The 17,722-nt window shown below is 63.7% G+C and carries 15 protein-coding genes and 2 riboswitches; of the genes, 11 read left to right on the top strand and 4 right to left on the bottom strand.

What is annotated here, in order from left to right:
* Positions 1–278 precede the first annotated feature (278 nt).
* Positions 279–504, bottom strand: a riboswitch (cobalamin riboswitch).
* A gap of 151 nt (positions 505–655) precedes the next feature.
* The 3 genes from OKW20_RS08605 to OKW20_RS08595 form a co-directional block, all read right to left on the bottom strand.
* Positions 656–1,447, bottom strand: coding sequence for an acyl-CoA thioesterase (locus OKW20_RS08605; protein ID WP_429171508.1), 792 nt, complete (start codon positions 1,445–1,447; stop codon positions 656–658).
* Positions 1,444–3,795, bottom strand: coding sequence for a 5-methyltetrahydropteroyltriglutamate--homocysteine S-methyltransferase (metE, locus tag OKW20_RS08600; RefSeq protein WP_429171507.1), 2,352 nt, complete (start codon positions 3,793–3,795; stop codon positions 1,444–1,446). The genes OKW20_RS08605 and metE overlap by 4 nt, the downstream gene beginning before the upstream one ends.
* A gap of 101 nt (positions 3,796–3,896) precedes the next feature.
* A riboswitch (cobalamin riboswitch) is annotated at positions 3,897–4,116 on the bottom strand.
* Positions 4,117–4,134: 18 nt separating this feature from the next.
* On the bottom strand, positions 4,135–4,425 hold the full coding sequence (locus OKW20_RS08595) for a hypothetical protein (protein ID WP_429115703.1): 291 nt from the start codon (positions 4,423–4,425) through the stop codon (positions 4,135–4,137).
* A 152-nt stretch (positions 4,426–4,577) separates the two neighbouring features.
* On the opposite strand from OKW20_RS08595, the gene OKW20_RS08590 reads away from it, so the two are divergent.
* The 6 genes from OKW20_RS08590 (at position 4,578) to OKW20_RS08565 (ending at position 10,769) form a co-directional block, all read left to right on the top strand.
* The gene (locus tag OKW20_RS08590; RefSeq protein WP_429171505.1) at positions 4,578–5,507 is read left to right on the top strand and encodes a LysR substrate-binding domain-containing protein; all 930 of its coding nucleotides are present in this window, start codon (positions 4,578–4,580) and stop codon (positions 5,505–5,507) included.
* Between the two features lie 221 nt (positions 5,508–5,728).
* Complete coding sequence (locus OKW20_RS08585; RefSeq protein ID WP_429115706.1) at positions 5,729–6,571, top strand: metallophosphoesterase family protein; 843 nt, start codon at positions 5,729–5,731, stop codon at positions 6,569–6,571.
* The gene (locus OKW20_RS08580) at positions 6,568–7,734 is read left to right on the top strand and encodes an ABC transporter ATP-binding protein (RefSeq protein ID WP_429115708.1); all 1,167 of its coding nucleotides are present in this window, start codon (positions 6,568–6,570) and stop codon (positions 7,732–7,734) included. Before OKW20_RS08585 ends, OKW20_RS08580 begins: the two co-directional genes overlap by 4 nt.
* Positions 7,727–8,647, top strand: a complete 921-nt coding sequence (locus tag OKW20_RS08575) for a carbohydrate ABC transporter permease (protein ID WP_429171503.1) — start codon at positions 7,727–7,729, stop codon at positions 8,645–8,647. Before OKW20_RS08580 ends, OKW20_RS08575 begins: the two co-directional genes overlap by 8 nt.
* Positions 8,644–9,480 carry a carbohydrate ABC transporter permease gene (locus OKW20_RS08570; protein WP_429115712.1) on the top strand — a complete coding sequence of 279 codons (837 nt, stop codon included), beginning with the start codon at positions 8,644–8,646 and terminating at the stop codon, positions 9,478–9,480. Before OKW20_RS08575 ends, OKW20_RS08570 begins: the two co-directional genes overlap by 4 nt.
* A gap of 23 nt (positions 9,481–9,503) precedes the next feature.
* Positions 9,504–10,769: an ABC transporter substrate-binding protein gene (locus tag OKW20_RS08565; protein ID WP_429115713.1), complete on the top strand. Its 1,266-nt coding sequence runs from the start codon at positions 9,504–9,506 to the stop codon at positions 10,767–10,769.
* 62 nt (positions 10,770–10,831) lie between these two features.
* Here the strand turns inward: OKW20_RS08565 and OKW20_RS08560 are convergent, their stop codons facing one another.
* Positions 10,832–11,818: a substrate-binding domain-containing protein gene (locus tag OKW20_RS08560; protein WP_429171501.1), complete on the bottom strand. Its 987-nt coding sequence runs from the start codon at positions 11,816–11,818 to the stop codon at positions 10,832–10,834.
* 236 nt (positions 11,819–12,054) lie between these two features.
* Here OKW20_RS08560 and OKW20_RS08555 point away from each other — a divergent pair, with 236 nt between their 5' ends.
* From OKW20_RS08555 to OKW20_RS08535, 5 genes are read left to right on the top strand one after another with little or no spacing between them, the layout of a single operon-like run.
* A complete protein-coding gene (locus OKW20_RS08555; RefSeq protein ID WP_034805587.1) occupies positions 12,055–13,083 on the top strand; it encodes a substrate-binding domain-containing protein in 1,029 nt (342 codons plus the stop codon).
* A gap of 59 nt (positions 13,084–13,142) precedes the next feature.
* Entirely contained in the window at positions 13,143–14,687 is a 1,545-nt protein-coding gene (locus tag OKW20_RS08550; RefSeq protein ID WP_429171499.1) for a sugar ABC transporter ATP-binding protein, read from the top strand.
* Between the two features lie 28 nt (positions 14,688–14,715).
* On the top strand, positions 14,716–15,705 hold the full coding sequence (locus OKW20_RS08545) for an ABC transporter permease (RefSeq protein ID WP_429171497.1): 990 nt from the start codon (positions 14,716–14,718) through the stop codon (positions 15,703–15,705).
* A 2-nt stretch (positions 15,706–15,707) separates the two neighbouring features.
* Positions 15,708–16,718 (top strand): sugar-binding transcriptional regulator, encoded by a 1,011-nt coding sequence (locus tag OKW20_RS08540; protein WP_429171495.1) that lies wholly within the window; start codon positions 15,708–15,710, stop codon positions 16,716–16,718.
* Complete coding sequence (locus OKW20_RS08535) at positions 16,715–17,710, top strand: aldo/keto reductase (RefSeq protein WP_429171493.1); 996 nt, start codon at positions 16,715–16,717, stop codon at positions 17,708–17,710. Before OKW20_RS08540 ends, OKW20_RS08535 begins: the two co-directional genes overlap by 4 nt.
* The last annotated feature ends 12 nt before the right edge of the window (positions 17,711–17,722 follow it).

Genomic DNA, 17,722 nt, shown 5'->3' with positions numbered 1-17,722 from the left:
CGGAGCGGATGTCGGCAAGCTGGTCCATGTGCAGCTACGCGACCTGGCCGGCTCGTTCTGGTCGGGCGCTCCGGAATTTCCGCGGATGCGGACTCTCAGGGCGCGGCCTTTCGATCAGGCGCGCAACAATGCGCACCCGTCCGCAGAAGGTGGATCTGAACTGGAAGAAACTGACATGACTTCACCCCGAAGCTTTCGACAGGCTGCCGGGGAGATGTCGAGACGATCGGGCAGGCTCATCCTGCCACGCACTCAACCCCTCCGGACACCCCGCCCGTGGACGTTTGTTGCTCGAGGCAGGTCTCCTGGCTTACGGGTCAAAGCTTCCATCCCGACCTTCCCGAGGCCTCATGCCTCAGTGGTCCAATTCCGGACAGTCGCTCGCCGTCTACAGTTGCGGGGGCAGCTACGGCATAGCCTGAGCGGAAACCCGCCGGCGCACCGTATTCCCGTCTTAGCTCCCAATCCTTGCGAATCGGAAGAACCTCGAACACTAGATATAGTAGTTCATCGCAAATCTGCGTCAATAGGTTCTATATGCTGGAGGCGGGGGTGCAGAGGTCTTTTCTTTTTCGGTGTGGATAACGGGGAGTAAATGGCGGCGCGCAATCAATCCTGTGGACCGAGGGCGCCATGAGCGACACTCCCGGCTTGCTCAGGCGGCGAAGGCCGCAACCGGGCGGTTGCGGCTGTCGACGGCCACCATCACGAAAGTCCCGGTGACGGTCAGCAGACGCACGCCGCTGAGCAGTTCTTCCGACCAGAGCTCGACCTCTATCGTTGTGGAACTGCGTCCGGTCCGGGTGACGCGCGCCAGCGTGTCGACGATCGTTCCGGCGGCGACACGCCGCTTGAAATCGCTACTGCAGGAGGCGAGCACCATCGCTTTGCCGGTCAGCCGGGTCGCGGCGACGAAGGCCGCCTTCGTCATCTGGGCGAGTGCATCGCCGCCAAAGAGCGCGCCGGCGCTGTTGGTCTGGCCCGGAAAAACGATGTCGGTCATGCCGACGAAATTGGCCGCGGGCACAGCCGGCGCGGGCTCGGCGAGCGGCGGAAGGTGCCAGTCGGCACCTTTGTCCTGCGGCATTCCAACCATGGTGAACTGTCCGCGTGAGCAAAGATCGCGGCCGCCGGTCGCAAGGTCTTCGGCCACCATCTCGACGTCGACGACCATCGAGCGCCGCCCGACGCGCACCGGGCGGCCAGAGAAACTGACGATCTGGCCGATGCGGGCGGGTGCGCGAAAGTCGATCCGGTCGCAGGAGGCAGTGACGAAGGGAACGCGGCCGTGGCGGGTGGCGACGATGAAGGCGATCCGGTCCATGAGCGCCAATGCGGCACCCCCAAAGAGGGTGCCGTGATGATTGGTGTCGCCGGGAAAGACGATATCGACGAGGGTCTGTGGCGCCGGGGGTTCCCCCGACGCCGCTTCCGTGTGGTCCGTCATGCGCGAAGCGCCTTGCAGGGATCATCCGCGAAGGCCTGGCGCAGGGCGCGCGCCGCCGCCACCATGTTGACAAGTGCTGGCCGGGTTTCCTCCCAGCGCCGGGTCTTCAGCCCGCAATCCGGGTTGACCCAGATCTGCGCCGGCGTCAGCCCTTCGGTCGCGCGCTCGATGAGGTGCACCATTTCAACCACCGCCGGTACGCGGGGCGAATGGATATCGTAGACGCCCGGCCCGATCTCGTTCGGATAGGCCCTTCCGGTGAACGCGCCGAGCAGTTCCATCTTCGATCGCGACGTCTCGATCGAAATCACGTCTGCATCCATCGCCGCGATCGCCGGCATGATGTCGTTGAACTCCGAGTAGCACATGTGGGTGTGGATCTGGGTGGCGTCGCCGACGCCGGCGGCGCTGAGGCGGAAGCACTCCACCGCCCACTCGAGATAGGCCTTGCGGTCGGCGGCCTTGAGCGGCAGACCCTCGCGCAGCGCCGGCTCGTCGATCTGGATGATGGCGATGCCCGATGCCTCGAGATCCCTGACTTCGTCGCTAAGCGCCAGCGCGATCTGCCGGCACACCACCGACCGCGGCAGGTCGTCGCGCACGAAGGACCATTGCAGCATGGTGACCGGACCCGTCAGCATGCCCTTGACCGGTCGATCGGTCAGTGACTGCGCAAAGGCCGCCCATTCGACCGTCATCGGGTTCGGCCGGGAAACGTCGCCGAAGATGATCGGCGGGCGCACGTAGCGCGAACCGTAGCTCTGTACCCAGCCACTTCGGGTAAAGGCGTAGCCCGAGAGCTGCTCGCCGAAATACTGCACCATGTCGTTGCGTTCGAACTCGCCGTGTACCAGCACGTCGATGCCGATCTCTTCCTGCCAGCGCACCGCCTGCTCGGTTTCCCGGCGCAGATAGGCGGTGTAGTCGACATAGCTGAGTTCGCCCTTGGCATGCAGGGAACGGGCCTGCCGGACCTCCGGCGTCTGCGGGAAGGAGCCGATCGTCGTCGTCGGGAAAAGCGGCAACGGCAGCGCGTCCGCCTGGAGCGCGCGACGGGCCGGGAAAGGAGACCGGCGCTCGCTGTCGGCTGCCGTCAGCGCCTTCAGTCGCCCGGCAACAAGTGGATCATGAATCCTGAGCGACGTCAGACGCGCCTTGGCCGCTTCGCTCGAGGCCGCAAAGACCCTTTCCGGGCTGGCAAGCCCCGGCTCGAAGGCACGGGCGAGAAGGCTTAATTCATCGAGCTTCTGCACGGCGAAAGCGAGCCACGAGGCAAGCTCCGGGTCGAGCGCCCGTTCCATGTCGAGGTCGACGGGCACATGCAGGAGCGAGCACGAGGGTGCAAGCTCGATCCGGTCGCGGCCATGGGCAGAGACCAGCGGCTGCAGGCGGCGGAACAGGCCGGCAAGATCCGTCCTCCAGACGTTGCGGCCGTCCATGATGCCGAGCGACAGCACCCGGTCAGCCGGAGCGGACTGGATGAGGACCTCGATCTGCTGCGGCGCGCGCACGAGATCGACATGCAGGCCCGCGATCGGCAGCGCCAGGGCGCTCACCATATTGTCGCCGATCGCGCCGAAATAGCTCGCAAGCATGATCCGGAGCCCGGGAACCTTCGCCCGGAACGTATGATAGGCAAGGTCCAGGGCCTGCCTTTCCCGGTCGGTGAGATCGAGCACCAGACTAGGCTCGTCGATCTGAACCCAGTCGGCGCCGGCATTGGCAAGTTCGGTTAGCAGCTCGACGTAGACGGGAAGCAGGCGCTCGATCAGGTCCAGGGGATCGAATTCTCCGCCCTTCGCCTTGCCGAGCTTGAGGAAGGTCACCGGGCCAAGCACGACCGGGCGGGTTCGATAGCCGAGAGCTTCGGCCTCGAGAAAGGCTTCGAGCGGCCGGTTATGCGTCAGCGCAAAGCGTTGATCCGCTTCGAATTCGGGCACCATGTAATGGTAGTTGGTATCGAACCACTTGGTCATCTCGAGTGCGGCGTTGCCGCCGTCACCCGCATGCGTGCAACCGGAAGCGCACGGCGAACCGGTCGAGCCGCGCGCCATGGCAAAGTAAGTGTCGAGATCGACGGGACCGCCCTTCCAGCCATAGGTGGCCGGGACCGCACCGACGAGCACGGCAGTATCGAGCACGTGGTCGTAGAACGAGAAATCGTTCGAAGGGAGGATATCGATGCCGCGCGCCTTTTGCGCCGCCCAGTTTTCGGCCCGAAGCCGGCGGCCGACGTCGAAAAGGTCGTCACGGCTGATCTTGCCGGACCAGTAGCGTTCAAGCGCGAATTTCAGTTCGCGGTGGCGGCCGATGCGCGGGAAGCCGAGATTGGCGGTCTTGATGGTCATTTCCTTACCCCGAAGGTTGAAGGGCAAGGTTTGAATGCGACGCATCCACGACGCGAGAAGGGTCCCGCGTCGTCAACGCGCCTCATCGGACACCCCGCCCGTGGACGTTGTTCATCGCGGCAGGTCTCCTGGCTTGCGGGTCAACGCGGACCGTTCCGTCTTCCCGAGGCGTCTTCCTCAGTGACATCATCGAACGGCCGCTCTCCGCCTACAGTTGCGGGGGCAGCTCCGGCCTTAGCGCTTGTCAGCGCCGCACCGAATTCCCTCTTAGCTCCGCCCCGCCGGATGGCGAGGCGCAGAACCACGATGCCGGGACAATGCCCTGCAATCGCTTGCTCGTCAATCGCATAAAGAAATGCTTATGTCTTTATTTTCTCCAGCCAGGGCGCGGGGCGAGACGCGGGCAATGCGCGGCCCTTCGCTACAAACTGCTTTGGCGGCGGGTTGCACCGGCACGGGATCGGGCTCCTCCGGCCAGTGCCACGGATCCGCTGTGTCGCCGACGCGCGCACGGATATGTTCCTGGTCCCGCGTCAGGCCGATATCCCGGAGCTGGAACTCGTTGAACGTGTCGATGGCGACCGGAGCACTGAGGGTCCTGTCGGCCCAATTCAGGACATGGTAAATCATTGATCGCACTGCGCTAAGCATTGCTATCCTCACTTCTCTACAAGGCGTGTGTTCGCGAAAAAAGTGAGGTTTTTTGCCGTTTCGCGCAAAGCGATTTCTCGCATGCTGGCATAAAGAATGCTTATCTCAGCGTCATGAGCAAGATTCCCCCTATGAGTGCAGTGCGCGCCTTCGAGGCCGCTGCCAGGCACCTGAGTTTCACCCGCGCCGCCGAAGAGCTCGGCATGACGCAGGCGGCCGTCAGCTACCAGATCCGGTTGTTGGAGGATCGCATCGGCGCGCCGCTGTTCGTCCGCCTTCCGCGCGAGGTGCGGCTGACCGGCGCCGGACGGCAGCTGGCGCCAAAGGTAACCGAAGCGATCGATCTTTTAGGGGCGGCCTTCTCGGAGATTGCCGACAAGACCGAACATCACCTGCACATCTCGGTGCTGCCGACCGTCGTTTCGAGCTGGCTCGGCCAGCGGCTCGCCTCGTTCCAGACCGCCCATCCGAACATCAGTATCAGGGTGCACATGTCGACCGAACTCATCGATTTCAAGCGTGATGCCATCGATCTTGCGGTGCGCAGCGGTGCCGGCGATTGGCCGGGCAACGATGTCTTTCCCTTGTTTCCGCTCGATTACGTGCCGGTCTGCACGCCGTCCTTCCTGGAGAAACATCAGCTCAAGGAGCCCGCCGACGTTCTGAGGATCCGGCGTTTCGGCAACGCCAACTGGTGGCGGCGCTGGATGATCGAAACCGGCGTCGAGCCGCCGGCTAGCAACGGTACCGAGCTGATCTTCGACGTCCAGGCGATGGATGTTGCCACAATCCTTTCGGATCACGGCATGGCGATTGCCGTCTCGACCTTCCTGATGGATGAACTGAAGACCGGCAGGCTGATTCGGCCGTTCGAGCATGTGGTGCGCGACGGCCGCGCCTATTGGCTGGTCTATCCGCAAAGCACCAGGCGGCAGAAGAAGATCCAGGCTTTTCGCGACTGGGTCGTCGCCGAAGCAGACGCGTCGAATGCGATGCTTGCGACCGTCATGGAGCAATCCTGTCCGGCGTCAATTCGGGGCGAACTCGGCGCAAAGTGGTGAGCCTGGGGAAATAAGACGCAGACGCATCCGGTGCGCGCGTGCCGGTTCGCGCCGGCCGGGCTTCGGAAAATGACGCTTTCATGGAGAAACTGAAAATCAGCTGAGAACGGCTGTTACCAAACTGACATGGCGGCTCCCTAAAGACTGCGTCCAACCGCAGAGAAGGGGAGAGACAGCCCTCCGACGCGGATACCGCAAGCCATCGTCGGAGGCCCGTTTCCATGAAAATCGTCCAGATCAGCGACACCCATCTCAGCCCCGCCAAAAGCCATTTCAACGGCAATTGGGAACCGGTTCGCGCCTGGATCGAGGCGGTAAAACCCGATCTCGTCATCCACACGGGCGATGTCACCATCGATGGCGCCGACCACGAGGACGACATCACCTTCTCACTCGATCTGATCGGCCAGCTCTCGATGCCGGTCGCGATCGTTCCCGGCAATCACGATGTCGGCCATCTGCCGGGCTCGCACCAGCCTGTGGATCCCGTTCGGCTTGCCCGCTGGCGCCGTCTCGCCGGTCCGGACTACTGGGGCCACGACCATGGCGACTGGCGGCTGCTTGGCCTCAACAGCCTGCTGATCGGCTTCGAAGACGAGGAAGAGGACAGGCAATTTGCCTGGCTGGAGGAACAACTGCTTGGTCGCGACGGCCGCCGGGTGGCGGTCTTCGCCCACAAGCCGCTCTTCGTCGACGCCCCGGCCGAAGGCGACACCGGCTACTGGGGCATCCGTCCGCGCCAGCGCCAGCGCCTCTTTGATCTTTTCGCAGAAGCCGAGGTGGCATTACATGCCAGCGGTCACCTGCACTGGGCCTGGACCGGCGAACATGCCGGGACGTCGCTTGTCTGGGCTCCGCCGACCTCCTTCATCATCGACACGCTGGAGCGGCCGATGCCGGGCGAGCGGCTGGTGGGTGCCGTCGTGCACACGTTCACTGAGGACGGTGTTTCGAGCGAAATCGTCGCTGTGCCGGGTCTGACGAGCTACGTGCTCGACCCGATCGTCGAGGACGTCTATCCGCTCGCCGCCAAGAAGAAGGTTCGCGTGGAGGCAGCGCAATGAGCGTGCTTTCGCTGGATGGCATCACCAAGTCCTATGGCGGCAACGCCATCCTGAAGGGCGTCAGCCTGGAGGCGGGAGCCGGCGAGTTCATTGCGCTCGTCGGCCCTTCCGGCTGCGGCAAGAGCACGCTTCTGCGCATCGTCGCCGGCCTTGATCACGGCGATGCCGGCGAGATCGTCATCGGCGGTCGTAGCGTTGTCCGCATGGCGGCGGCCGACCGCAACGTTGCGATGGTGTTCCAGTCCTACGCGCTCTATCCGCACCTGACGGCAGGTCAAAACATTGCCGTACCGCTCGCCATGCGGCGCCTGACGGCGATGCAGCGCCTGCCCATGATTGGCAGTCTTCTGCCTGGCCAGAAGCAGATCCGCAGCGATATTCAGCGCCAGGTCAAGGAGATGGCCGGAGCGCTGAAGATTGATCATCTGCTCGACCGCAAGCCTGGGCAGATGTCCGGCGGTCAGCGCCAGCGCGTGGCGCTTGCCCGCGCCATGGTGCGCCGTCCGGCCGTGTTCCTGATGGACGAGCCGCTCTCCAATCTCGACGCCAACCTGCGCGTCCATGCCCGCGGCGAAATCGTCGACCTGCACCGCCGCGCCGGTGTGCCGACACTCTACGTCACCCACGACCAGTCGGAAGCGCTGTCGATGGCCGACCGCGTCGCCGTCATGATCGGCGGCAATCTCTTGCAACTGGCGAGCCCGAAGGAGATCTACGACAACCCCTCCCATATCGAGGTTGCGCGCTTCCTTGGTCAGCCGAAGATCAACGTGCTCGAAACCCGCACGGATACCGCAAGCATCGTGCGCTTCGGCGATTTCGTGCTTCTGGCAAGCCGCGGGCAGGCGCCGGATGCACCGGTGAAGCTTGCAATCCGTCCGGAATTTGTCCGCTTCCATGCGGCAAGCGCCGGCCGCCTGACCGCGCGGGTCGAGCGCATGGAGTTTCTCGGCTCCGAAGTCATCGTCCACGCCCGTCTCGATGCGATCGGCGAGGTGGTCACTGCCAAGTCAGCACCCGCCGAAGCCGCAGCACTCGCGATCGGTCAGCCCGTCGATGTCGCGTTCATGCCGGAACGGGCGATGCTGTTCGACGGCGAGGGCACCCGGGTGGCAGCCGAGCCGATCACTATCGCCGCGACGCTGGAGAAGGTCCATGGCTAGTGTCGCAACCTTCGAAACCGCGATTGCTGCGTCCCACCCCGATCGCCGCGAAGCCCGCATCGCCTGGTTGCTGGCGCTGCCGGCCATCACGCTGCTCTTCCTGTTCATCCTGCTGCCGACCGCTGCCGTGATCGTGCTCGGCTTCACCGATTTCGAGCTCGGCTACGGCAGCTTCCGTTTCGTCGGTTTCGAGAACTATGCCGAGCTCTTCGGCGACCGCACCTTCCGTCGCTCGCTCTGGAACACCGCCGTCTACACCGCGATCGTCACACCGGTATCGATCGTGCTTTCGCTGGCGATCGCCATGTTGATCGAGGCGGAAACCAAGGGCCGAGCCTTCTTCAGGACCGTCTATTTTCTGCCGGTCGCCTCGCTGCTCGTCGCCATGGCCACGGTCTGGCAATTCCTGTTCCACCCGACCATCGGCCCGATCAACACCTTCCTCGCCGTTTTCGGCATTGCCGGCCCCAACTGGCTCGGCGCCTCCGGCACGGTGCTCTATGGCCTGTCGATCATCGGCATCTGGCAGTCGGTCGGCTTCAACATGGTGCTGTTCCTCGCCGGCCTCACCGCCATCCCGCGGGAACTCTATGCCGCCGCCGAAGTCGACGGCGCGAAATCCTGGTTCGATCGTTTTCGGCTCGTGACCTGGCCGATGCTCGGGCCGACGACGCTGTTCGTCACGACCATCAGCATCATCAATTCGGTGAAGGTGTTCGAGACAGTGAAGACGCTGACCGAGGGCGGTCCGAACAAGGCGTCGGAAGTGCTGCTCTTCACGATCTACCAGGAAGGCTTCGTCTATCTGCGCGTCGGCTACGCCTCGGCCATGACCGTCGTCTTCCTCGCAATCTTCGTCGTCCTGATGTTTCTGCAGTACCGCGTGCTTGACCGGAAGGTGCATTACGCATGACCAGCAACGCCTTCTCCGTCACCCGCATCGCCCGTCTGACGGTGCTGTCGCTCGGCGCTCTTATCTTTCTAGCGCCCTACATCTTCATGGTCTCGACCGCAGGCAAGGCGCAGAGCGAGATCTTCTCCTCGTCGCTGTCGCTGATCCCTGAGCAGTGGTCCTACATCGAGAACTTCTCCAAGGCGCTGTCGCGCGTCTCGATGTCGACGCTGCTCTTCAACGGCGTGATCGTCTGCGCGCTGATCTTCGTCATCCAGATCGTCGTCGCCATCCCTTGCGCCTATGCCATGGCGAAGCTGAAGTTCCGGGCCGCCCGCACCATGATGGTTCTGGTCATGCTCGGACTGCTCGTGCCGATCCATGCGACGGCGCTGCCGATCTACGTGGCCTTCGACAGGCTCTCGGTCTTGAACAGCTACACGGCCCTGGTGGCGCCCTTCTCGATCTCGGTCTTTGCGATCTTCCTGTTCCTGCAGTTCTTCCGCGCCATGCCCGACGATCTGATCCATGCGGCAAGGCTCGACGGCATGTCCGAAGCCGGCATCGTCGCGCGGGTCATCGTGCCGAATGCCTGGCCGGCGATCACGGCTTTCGCGATCTTCTCGGTCGTCGCCCACTGGAACGATCTCTTCTGGCCGCTGATCGTCGTCACCAACCAGGATTATGCCACCCCGCCGCTCGGTCTTCTCTACTTCCGAGCCGCGGAAGCCGGCGACGACTACGGCGCGCTGATGGCCGCCACTCTCATCATTACCCTTCCTCTCGTCACCGCTTTTCTGCTGGCGCAGAAGCGCTTCGTCGAGGGCATCACCATGACCGGTCTCAAAGGCTGAACGGTCCAACCTGGAGCGCAACCATGACACATCTGAGACAGCTTTTTACCGCGGCTGCCGCATCGCTGATGCTCGCTGCCCCCGCCTTTGCCGATACCCAGCTGACGGTGCATTATCCGATGCCCGGCTTCTTCAAGGACGTGATGGACACGATCTCGAAGAAGTTCATGGAAGAAAACCCTGATATCAAGATCACCTTCGCCAACCCGTCGGCGACCTATGAGGAGGGCATCCAGACGATCATGCGTCAGGCCGGCACGGCCGAGATGCCCGATCTCACCTTCATCGGTCTCAACCGTTTGCGCATGGTCAACGAGCGCGACATCCCCGTCGATCTCGGCCCGTTCATCGCCAAGGACGGCAACATGGCCGAGCAGGGCTTCTCGGAAAACATCCTGAAGCTCGCCCAGGTCGGCGGCAAGCAGGTGGGCCTTGCTTTCGCCACCTCCAACCCGATCATGTATTACAACGCCGATCTGGTGCGCAAAGCCGGCGGCGATCCGGACACCCCGCCGAAGACCTGGGATGAGGTCATCGCGCTCGGGGGCAAGATCAAGGCGCTTGGCGACGGCAACGAAGGCATCGACTTCCGCTGGCAGGGCGACGACTGGATGTTCTCGGCGCTGCTCTTCGGCGCCGGCGGCGAGATGCTGAGCGAAGACGAAAGCAAGGTTGCCTTCAACGGCCCTGAAGGTGAGAAGGCTGTCGAAGTGCTTGACCGCATGGTCAAGGAAGGTGGCCTGCCGGTTCTGACCAAGCAGGCGGGCGAGCAGGCCTTCGTTGCCGGCAAGGTCGGCTTCGCCTTCCAGACGACAGGGGCACTTCGCAACACCATCAAGAATGTCGGCGACAAGTTCGACCTGCGAACAGCGCATATTCCGCTGATCGACCCGGCCAAGGGCAAGCTGCCGACCGGCGGCAATGCCGTCGTCATCCTGACGCGCGACGCCGAGAAGCAGGAAGCAGCCTGGAAGTTCGCGAAGTTCGCGGCCGGCCCCTATGGCGCCTCGGTCGTCGTTCCCGGCACCGGCTATGTGCCGAACAACGAGCTGGCTGCCAAGTCGCCGGAGTACCTCGCCAACTTCTACAAGGAGAACCCGCTGTTCCGCGCCGGCCTCGAGCAGATGCCGCTGATGCGCCCCTGGTATGCCTTCCCGGGCAGCAACGGCGTGAAGGTCACGCAGACGATCGTCGAGAACCTGTCGCGCATCGTCGAGCAGCAGGCCACACCGAAGGAAGCGCTGGACGAAGCTGCAGCCGAAGTCGAAAGCCTGCTGCCGCGGAGCTGATCCTGTACCTAGGTGACAAGCGCCGCCCCGGGGAAATCTCGGGGCGGCGTTTTCGTGTTTGCTCAGGCGAGGTGGCGAACCGTGCCGCCGGGATAAAGGCGGCAGTCGAGATTGAGATGGCGGCAGACCGACGCGTTTTCCGCCATATCGAGCAGCAGGGCGGCTGCCGCAAGCCCCATGTCGCCGTCGGGCATGGAGATGGTGGTGAGTGTTGGCGTCATCAGCCGTCCAAGGGCGATGCCGTCGAAGCCGGCGACGGAGACATCGTCGGGCACGGCAAGGCCTTCGCGCCGAAGCGCCGCGATCACGCCGAGCGCCAGAAGATCGTTGGAAGCGATGATCGCCGTCGGGCGGTGCTGCGTTAGAACCGTCGCGAGGTCGAGGTTCTCGTAGCCGTCGACGAAGGGGATCTCGACCGCTTCCATCGGCTGGACACCCGCTTCTCTCATGGCGGCGGAATATCCGTCGTAGCGCAGGCGCGCCCGGTCGGACGAACGGAAGTGGCCGGAGACGACGAGGATGCGGCGATGACCGTGGTCGAGGATGTGGCGGGTGAGGTCGAAACCGGCCCGGTAATTGTCGACGGTGACCGCGGCGGCGAAGCGGGCAACCGGACGGTTGTTGAGAAGCACCGTCGGCGGCAGCGCCGCCGAAAGCGCCTCGCTGGTCTTGGCGTCGCAGAGCGTCAGGATCAGCCCGGTCGGCCGCTGTTCGAGCAGCGAGCGCACGGCGCGTGCCTCGAGTGCGGGATCGTAATTGGACTGGGCAATCAGCACGCCATGGTTTGCGGCCTGCAATCGATGCTGGATGCCGCCGAGCGATGCCGCGAAGACCGGATTGGTGACGCTTGGCACCAGCACGCCGACGATCGGCTGGCTGCGGCTGGCCGCGCGGCCCGTGGCCGGCTGTGGCCGATAGCCGAGTTCGGCCGCGGCCCGGCGTACGCGCCGCACCATTTCGTCGCTGACAGGACCTTCGCCCTTCAGCACCCGCGAGACGGTCGCCAGCGAGCAGCCGGCATGAAAGGCGATCTGTTGCAGGGTAATCATGTGCGCGCTCTAAAGGGTCTGCGTGACAGCTGATTGAATGACCAGACCCGAGTTTTCCCACGTCGCGCATGAATTATTATTCATGCCATGAATTATATTGACAGAGGCTGAGTCCGCGGCTTAAATCGCAATTGTCGGAAGTCGAGGAGGAGTTCCGGCAAACTCATACATTCAGCGGCCGCAAGCAAACGGCCCTATCGGTTTTTTGGGAGGGGCTTCGGCCTCGAGGAGGACGCGTGCGCAAATTTCTCAGCACGACCGCTCTGGCGGTCATTGCAGCTTCGTTCTGGGCAGGTTCGGCCAGCGCCGAAACGGCGAACCCGTTTCGCTGCCAGCCCGGCGAAAAATACGTCATGAACGTCATGGTTTCGGGCGTCGAATACTGGTTCCCGGTCTATGAAATGTTCAAGCAGGCCGGCCAGCAGTTCGGCTGCGAGACCGAATATACCGGCACGCCAGAATATGACGTCAACAAGCAGATCGCCACTTTCGACCAGGCGCTCGCCCAGAACCCGGCCGGCATTCTGGTACACCCGATGAACTCCGATCCGTTCATCGAGCCGATCAACCGGGCGATCGACCAGGGCACGGCCGTTGTGACCTTCGCGGCGGACTCGCCGCTGTCGAAGCGCGTCTCCTTCATCACCTCGGACAACACCCGCGAAGGCATCTATGCCGCCGACGCGATCGCCGAGAAGATGGGCGGCAAGGGCGAATATGCCGTGCTTGAAAACCCCGGCCAGGACAACCACGACAAGCGCATCACCGCCTTCGTCAACCGCATGGCCGAGAAATGGCCGGACATGAAGCTCGTCGGTCGCGCCGCCTCCAACCAGGATCCGAACAAGGCCTATCAGGGCCTGATGAGCCTCATCCAGGCCAATCCGAACCTCGGCGCCGTGTTTATGCCGGAAGCCAACTCCGCGATCGGTGCGGCTCAGGCCAGCAAGGAAAGCGGCGGCAAGGTGCTCGTCATGTGCGCCGACGTCAACGCCAACATCCTCGACATGATCAAGGCCGGCGAAGTCTTCGGCTCGATCAACCCGAACCAGGGCATGCAGGGCTACATGGGCTTCATGCTCCTGTGGATGGCCAAGCATCCGGAACTGATCGACCCGATGAACGACGCCAAGCGTTCCGGCTTCAACCCGATGAGCATCCCCTTCGTCGACAACGGCCTTTCGATCGTTACCGCCGAGAATGCCGATGACTTCTACTGGGACAAGTACCTGAAGCGTCGTGGCACCAAGGGCATCGACGAGTAAGATCGTGAATTGGCTGCCCGGACGTTTCCGGGCAGCCAGGACTGCGGGTGGAGGACAGCATGACAGCACAACCGGTTCTGGAGGTCCGGCGCGTCACCAAGCATTTCGGTGCGGTGAAGGCGCTGACGGAGGTGGATTTTCGCCTCGAGCGGGGAGAGATCCACGCACTCTGCGGCGAAAACGGCGCAGGCAAATCCACGCTGATGAACATCATTGCCGGTGTGCTGCAGCCGAATGACGGCGAGGTGCTGGTGGATGGAGCGCCCGTGAAGATCGCCTCGCCGGCGATTGCCCAGACGCTCGGCATCGGCCTCGTCCACCAGGAAATCGCGCTCTGCCCGGATGCGACGGTGGCGGAAAACATGTTCATGGCGGCCACCAACCGCCGGCGTTCGCCGCTGATGAATTACGGCGCGCTCGAACGCGAAGCTCAGGTCGTGATGAACCGGCTGGCGCCGATCGACGTCCGCCGCAAGGTCGCCGACCTTGCCATTTCCAGCCAGCAGCTCGTCGAGATCGCCAAGGCGCTGACGCTCGACTGCCGCGTGCTGATCCTCGACGAGCCGACCGCGGCGCTGACGGAAGCCGAGGCCCAGGCGCTGTTCGGCATCATCCGCGACCTCAAGGCCGCGGGCATTTCGATCATCTATATCAGCCACCGCATGGCGGAGATCTTTTCGCTCTGCGATCGCGTCACGGTGTTTCGCGACGGTCGCCACGTGGTCACCGAAAAGATCGCCGACGTGACGCCCGACGACGTGGTGCGCCGCATGGTCGGCCGCGAAATCAGTCAGCTCTATCCGCAAAAACAGGCGCCGGAAGCCCGCTCGGGCGAGACCATTCTTTCGGTCCGCAACTTGAGTGACGGCGAGCGGATCGACAATGTTTCGTTCGAGCTCAAGCGCGGCGAAATCCTCGGCATCGGCGGTCTGATCGGCTCCGGTCGCACCGAGATCGCCGAGGCGATCTGCGGTCTTCGGGCGAGGTCGAGAGGCGACGTTGCGCTGCGCGGAAAAGTCCAGCGCATCGGCAACTACCGCGATGCGGTCAACGCCGGCATCGTCTATCTCTCCGAGGATCGCAAGGGATCCGGCGTCTTCACCGAGCTGTCGATCGCCCAGAACATTTCCGTGCTCGACCTGAAGACGCTGACCGGGCCGCTCGGTCTCTTGAACGCAAGGGCCGAAGCCGATCTCGCCCGCGATTTCGTGCGACGGCTCGGTGTGCGCATGGGCGGCATCGAGATGCCGGTGTCGTCGCTCTCGGGCGGCAACCAGCAGAAGGTGGCAATCGCCAAGCAGCTGGCGGTCCGGCCTGAGGTCATCCTGATGGACGAGCCGACGCGCGGTATCGATGTCGGCGCGAAATCCGAAATTCACCGGCTGCTGCGCGAGCTTGCGGAAACCGGCATCGGTATTGTGGTCATTTCGTCGGAGTTGCCGGAACTGCTCGGGCTTTGCGACCGTGTGCTTGTCATCCGCGAAGGGGCGATTGCCGGTGAACTCGACGACACTGAGATGAGCGAGGAGGCGGTGATCCGCCTGGCGTCGGGCGTGACGCAGGCGGATGGAACCGCAACAGGCAGGACAGCCCATGTCGCCTGAAAGAACGGAAAGAGCCGGGGAGGCGGAAATGGCAGTGGATACGATGGTTGCAACCGCAAGGCAGGCGCCCGCCTGGAAACGCATCGGCACGATGCGCGAGGCCGGGCTGATCGCGATCATCCTGGCGCTCGGGCTTGTCATGAGCTTCGCCTCGCCGCATTTCCTCACCTTCGGCAATATGCGCGCCATGTTGATGAGCTTTTCGGTCGAAGGCATCGTCGTCGTCGGCATGACGATCCTGTTGATCGTCGGCGGCATCGATCTGGCGGTCGGCTCGGTCGTCTGCTTTGCCATGGTGCTGGCCGGCTCGCTGTTCCTCGCCGGTGTCGATCCCTGGACGGCGTCGCTGGTCGGTATCCTCGCCAGCAGCGTGATCGGCATGATCATGGGCTTCTTCGTCACCGTGGTCGGGCTCAACCATTTCATCACGTCGCTGGCGGCGATGGTGATCGTGCGCGGCCTCTGCCTCGTCATCACCAAGGGTACGCCGCTGTCGCTGTTCACGCTGCCGGCCTCCTTCAAGGCGGTGGGGCAGGGCACCTTTCACGGTGTCCCCTATGTCATCCTGATCTTCGTCGCCGTCGTCATCCTGTTCGACTTCCTGCTGCGGCGGGCCACTGCCTTCCGCAAGGTGTTCTACACCGGCAGCAACGAGAAGGCGGCGCTCTATTCCGGCATCAGGACCAAGCAGGTGAAGTTCTGGGTGACGGTGCTCTGCTCGACGCTCGCCGGCGTCGCCGGCGTCATCTACATGTCGCGCTTCGGGGCGGCGACGCCGACCTTCGGTGTGGGCATGGAGCTCAACATCATCGCCGCGGCCGTTATCGGTGGCGCCTCGCTCAACGGCGGCTCCGGCACCATCCTCGGCGCGATCCTCGGCATGGCCCTGCTTTCGGTCGTCACCAGCTCGTTGATCCTGCTTGATGTGTCCGTCTATTGGCAGGACATGATCAAAGGCTGCATTCTGTTGGCCGCCGTTTCGATCGATCACTTGCTGCACAAGCGGAAGGCCGCCTGATCATGCCGATTGCCAAACCCACCCTGTCCCCGGTTTCAGGCGCGCGCGAAGAGCTCGTCGTCGCAAGACAGATGCACCAGGCGCTGGTGCTGCATTTCCTCGAAGGGCTGACCCAGTCGCAGATCGCCGATCGCCTCGGCATCTCGCAGCCGACTGTCAACCGGCTGATCAAGCGCGGCCGTCAGCTCGGTCTCGTCGAGATCAAGATCAAGTCGCCGATCGAGCCGCTGGTCGACATGGAGGAGCAGTTGCTTTCGATCGGTGGCATCCGCCGGGCGATCGTGGTGCCGACGGTTTCCGACAACCAGCAGACCGCGCTCCAGGCGGTCGGCGAGGCGGCGGCGAGACTGCTGCTCGAAGAGATCGGCGACGGCGACACCATCTGCATCACCGGCGGCAAGGGCGTCAGCGCCGTGGTCGCAGGATTGCAGGCGCCGCGCCGCTTCGATGTGGAGGTGATCCCGGGAACCGGCTGCGTCCAGGGCAAGCACTATACCGACGTCAACCACGTCTCGACGATGCTGGCCGACCGGCTCGGCGGCCGCTCCTTTCAGATCCACGCGCCGCTCTTTGCCGACAGTGCCGCCGAACGGGCGATGCTGATCAATATGCGCTCGGTCGCCGATGTTTTCGGCAGGGCGCGCGAGGCGAAGGTCGCGGTGGTCGGTATCGGCTCGATCCTGTCGGATGACTCCAGTTACTACGACCTGCATCCGTCCTCGAGCACGGACCGGGCGGCGATCGAGCGCTCTGGCGCAAGCTGCGAGCTGCTCGCCCATCTGCTCGATGATAAGGGCCAGGTCTGTGACTATAGCCTCAACCGTTCGCTGGTGTCGTTGACGCTCGAGGAATTCGCCTCGATCCCGACGAAGATCGGCGTGGCGAGCGGACCGAACAAGGCCGGGCCGATCCTCAGCGTCATGCGGGGGCACCACCTCGACACGCTGGTGACGGACGAGGCGACCGGCGAGCGCGTGCTCGCCATGGCACAAGAAAAGGGACTTCTGGCATGAGCGGGGATCAATTGATGCGGGAGATCGGCCGGTCGGGCGTGAAGGCTTCGGCCGTCGGGCTCGGCACCTGGGCGATCGGCGGCTGGATGTGGGGCGGAACGGACGAGCGGGAATCGATCGCAGCGATCCAGGCCTCGCTCGACGCCGGCGTGACGCTGATCGACACGGCACCGGCCTATGGCCTCGGCCGCTCCGAAGAAATCGTCGGCAAGGCTTTGGTCGGTCGTCGCGACAAGGTAATCATCGCCACGAAATGCGGCCTCGTCTGGCATACGGACAAGGGGCGGCACTTCTTCGATCAGGACGGAAAGCCGGTGCATCGCTACCTCGGCCGCGATGCCATCCACCATGAAGTCGAGCAGAGCCTGAAGCGGCTCGGCACTGATTACATCGACCTCTACATCACCCACTGGCAGGATCCGACGACGCCGATCGAGGAAACGATGGCTGCACTCGAAGAGCTGCGCCAGGCCGGCAAGATCAAGGCGATCGGCGCCAGCAATGTCGGGCGCGGCGAGTTGGAACAGTACATCGCGATCGGCGGGCTCGATGCCATCCAGGAGCGCTTCAGCATGATCGATCGCGAGATCGAGGCGGAGCTTTTGCCGCTGACGCGGCGCAACGGTGTTGCGACGCTGAGCTACTCCTCGCTGGCGCTCGGCCTTCTATCCGGGGGCATCGGACCGGAGCGGGTGTTCTCGGGCGACGACCAGCGGCGCGACAACCCACGCTTCTCGGTCGGCAACCGCGAAAAGGTCGCGGTCTTCGCTAGGGCGATCCGGCCGGTCGCGGAGAAGCATGGCGCGACGATCGCCCAGATCGTCATTGCCTGGACGCTCTGCCAAGAGGGCGTGACTTTCGCGCTCTGCGGGGCACGCAATCCGGCGCAGGCACTCGATAATGCACGGGCCGGGACGATCCGGCTCGATCAAGACGATCTCAAGGGGATCGACGCGGCGATCGCGGCGACGCTCGTCAACATGGACAGCTAACGGACTGCCATC

The sequence above is a fragment of the Ensifer sp. LBL genome, from assembly GCF_050435225.1.
Taxonomy (GTDB): domain Bacteria; phylum Pseudomonadota; class Alphaproteobacteria; order Rhizobiales; family Rhizobiaceae; genus Ensifer.
This window is presented reverse-complemented; position numbering and strand designations above follow the sequence as displayed.